2 protein-coding genes are annotated in these 2,944 nt (G+C 58.5%); both read right to left on the bottom strand.

From position 1 onward, the window contains the following. Positions 1-176: 176 nt before the first annotated feature. Positions 177-953, bottom strand: a complete 777-nt coding sequence (locus tag ACTJI4_RS18255; RefSeq protein WP_440870146.1) for a hypothetical protein — start codon at positions 951-953, stop codon at positions 177-179. A 3-nt stretch (positions 954-956) separates the two neighbouring features. Further along, positions 957-2,944: VENN motif pre-toxin domain-containing protein (locus ACTJI4_RS18250; protein ID WP_440870145.1), on the bottom strand; the 1,988-nt coding region annotated here is incomplete at its 5' end.

Below are 2,944 nucleotides of genomic sequence, written 5' to 3'. Positions count from 1 at the left end.
CGCCCAGGCTGCCCACGGTGCTGGCCACCTGCGAGACCATGCCGCTGTCGTCGTCGTGCTGCTGGCGGTGCAAGCCGGCGATCTCGCCTTCGGTGGTGGCCAGCGCACACACTAAGGCCCCCTTCTAGAAGAGGCCTTTCTATCTAGAGCTTTGCATATATCAAAGACTTGACCAATTAAAATGGTGACGTGACATCAGGCATATCATCATAAGCGCGAAGAAGCGTCTCAGAAGGCGTCAGACCAGGCTCCCCCACGCCGTAAACGATTTGCAGCCACGTCGCTGCACGGATTCCTTGCCCGCCCCCCAGCCAATTTTCCTGTAGGTTCTCGCGCAGCATCCTCCTCCCAGCTGCGAAAAGTTTCTCTTGGGAGCTGGGCTGACGAGCGGTTGCATCTAGCAGGAGAGCGTAAACGAACTTCTTCGGAGACAGGTTGCCCGAAATAGAGAATTTCGATTGGTCACCCATCCAATGCTCGTACATCTCCATACCGGCCTCCCAATGATCCGGCCCTGCCAGCCAGGAGTAGGCCATATAGTCATCCAAGCCGCCACCGCTGACAATCTCATGACGGGTCCACACGCGGTCACCGAGGCGCCAGGCAGCTTCGGCCGTAACGCGAGCGCCATCCCAGTCCCCCTCGTGAGGAAAGCCATCGAGCATCCAGGATGCAACGCCGCGAGCGTGGTATAGCCTGCTTCGATAGAAATGCAGATTCTTGCCAAAGTTCTCTTGAATCGATATTGCCTGATCGATCCAGCCAACGGCCCGGGGCAACATCGGTTCTACCGACTCAAAACGACCCACCAGTACTCCGAAGACGCAGTTCTCAATCTTCGCGATGGCGACGTTCCCCATAGGACGGCTTGGGTCATAGGAAGTGGCCATGAAGTAATGGATCATCTCTTCAGAGAAGCCATTATCTCTTAGACGGACTGGATTGAAGATCATTGCCTACTCACAGATTGATCCGTTACAGAATTTCGAAATGGTAGAATTCTTCGCAGAACCAGAACCTACCGTGTGCGCACTAAATGTCCCGTCCGACAGTTGCTCAATCGCCTTGGCTTTGGTCGCTGCTGGTAGGTTGGATGCCCTAACAGACTCCATCGCCTCACGAACCGCCGATTCAAGGGCATTGGAGTCACTTGCAAAGGTCGGTGAATCCTTGATAGGGGCGGGCCCCGACCTGAACTTATTGTCCCACAAGGTAACCGCCCCAGTCTTGACATCGACCGAGATCACATCAGCTCCGTTTCTGCCTATGATATCTCCGTACTTCACTACAACTTGGTCAGGCAGAGCCGCAACTGAGTTTGCAAGTCTGAGCTCCTCCACATAGCCGTTCACATGCGAATTGGCTATGTTCGGCTTCGGGGAGTTCAGAATAGTCGGTTCATATGCCAACCCAGCAACTGGGTCTGGCAGCCGAGGATCGAAGAGAATTCCGTTGCTGACGCGCGGAGGCGCCGCTGTCAAGTCAAGAGGTGCAGTCGCAGAATTCTTCACTGGGGCCTTTGCGGCCGCAGCGAGCTGCGTCGACGCATAGAGCAGCTCTGCTACTTCAGGCGAAAGCCCTGTCTTTTCTAGCAACTGAGAACCCCATGTGGCGGTGGGCTTCCCGGAGATAAGCGTGTTGTATCCAGCAACAGCATTGTCATAGCCACTGACGCCCAAGTAGCCCGCCAGAATGCAGGGAGCTACGAATTCGCAGCCGCCGGCCGAAACGAATGCGCCTGCAGTTTGAAGCCCCCCTCCAACCAGTTGCACTCCACCCATCGACTGTATGCCCAGTTGATTTCGGTCGCTTAGATCTGAGAGGTAGCCCCCGAGTCCATAGTCGAACAGCTTATCCACCGTCGCCAGCCCATTACCCGCGGTGTAGATGTACCCAGGGAGCACTTGCGCCGCAAGCCACTGCCGGTCTTCCAGCGCGGCGGGCGTCGAACCCAACGCCTCGATCGCAGCCCACTGAGCTCGCTCATCGGAACCTTCGGCAAACCCAGCTGAGCATTTGACGAGGGCACACGCAGCAGCGGTGAGCTCGGCCTCACGAGCAACGTCTCCGTTACTCAGCTCCTTGATGCGAGCACGCTCTGGAGCTGTTAGCAGACGATTGTTCTCAACAGAGTTCCCAGCAATGTTTGCTCCTAGTCCCGCGCTCGCTAGGCCCTGCCCCTCGAGCCCGCCCGCCAAAGCCCCTACTGCCTGCGACAACGCGAGAATTGTCTGCTTCTGCTGTTCATCCAGCTTCCCGGGATCGCCGCCGTAGAGGGCGTCAGTAAGGAACTTGGCTGCCAGCTCACCGCCACCTGACGCCAGCGCCCCGTTGCTGGCGGAGCCGCCATTGGCTTCAGCCAAGAGCGCCCCCAACAGCGCATGCGAGATCAGCTGCAGCGTCGCGTTCGGGTCTTTGCCGTGGTTGGGATCGAACTGGCTGCCAATGAACTCCGCTGCGTAGGGCGCAAGCCCGTTGGCGGCCACTTGACCGCCTCCCTGCCCTGCAAGACCGCCGACGATGGCTGCGGTCACCGCATCCAGCGCCCGGCTGTAGCTGCCTCCGGTGCCCCACTTGAGTGCTTCCTGGAATCCCTGACTATTCTTGGCCAGATAGTTCTGCTTACCCGCCTCGTCCAGCTTCGAATAGTCGTCCCACCTGCCGCTGTCCTTCCGCAGCTCAGTTTCGTATTCAGCTCGTGCAACCTGGCTCTTGTACGCAAACACGTCGCCCGCCACCTGCTTGCTGGTGGATACCACCGTGCCCGCGGCCGACGACATCGCCTGCTGCTCCTGCATCAGCTTCCGCAGGTCCGGCAGCGAGTTGATCGCCTCATGCGCCTTGCTGGCGTCGGTGTTCACGCCCAACTCCGCTGCGGTGACCCTTTTGCCACCGATGGTGATGTTGCCTTCGGTCAGCGTTGCGTACGTCGTAGAGCTGTCGC

This window comes from Stenotrophomonas sp. 22385 (assembly GCF_052045085.1).
In the GTDB taxonomy this organism is placed as follows: Bacteria; Pseudomonadota; Gammaproteobacteria; order Xanthomonadales; family Xanthomonadaceae; genus Stenotrophomonas.
This window is presented reverse-complemented; position numbering and strand designations above follow the sequence as displayed.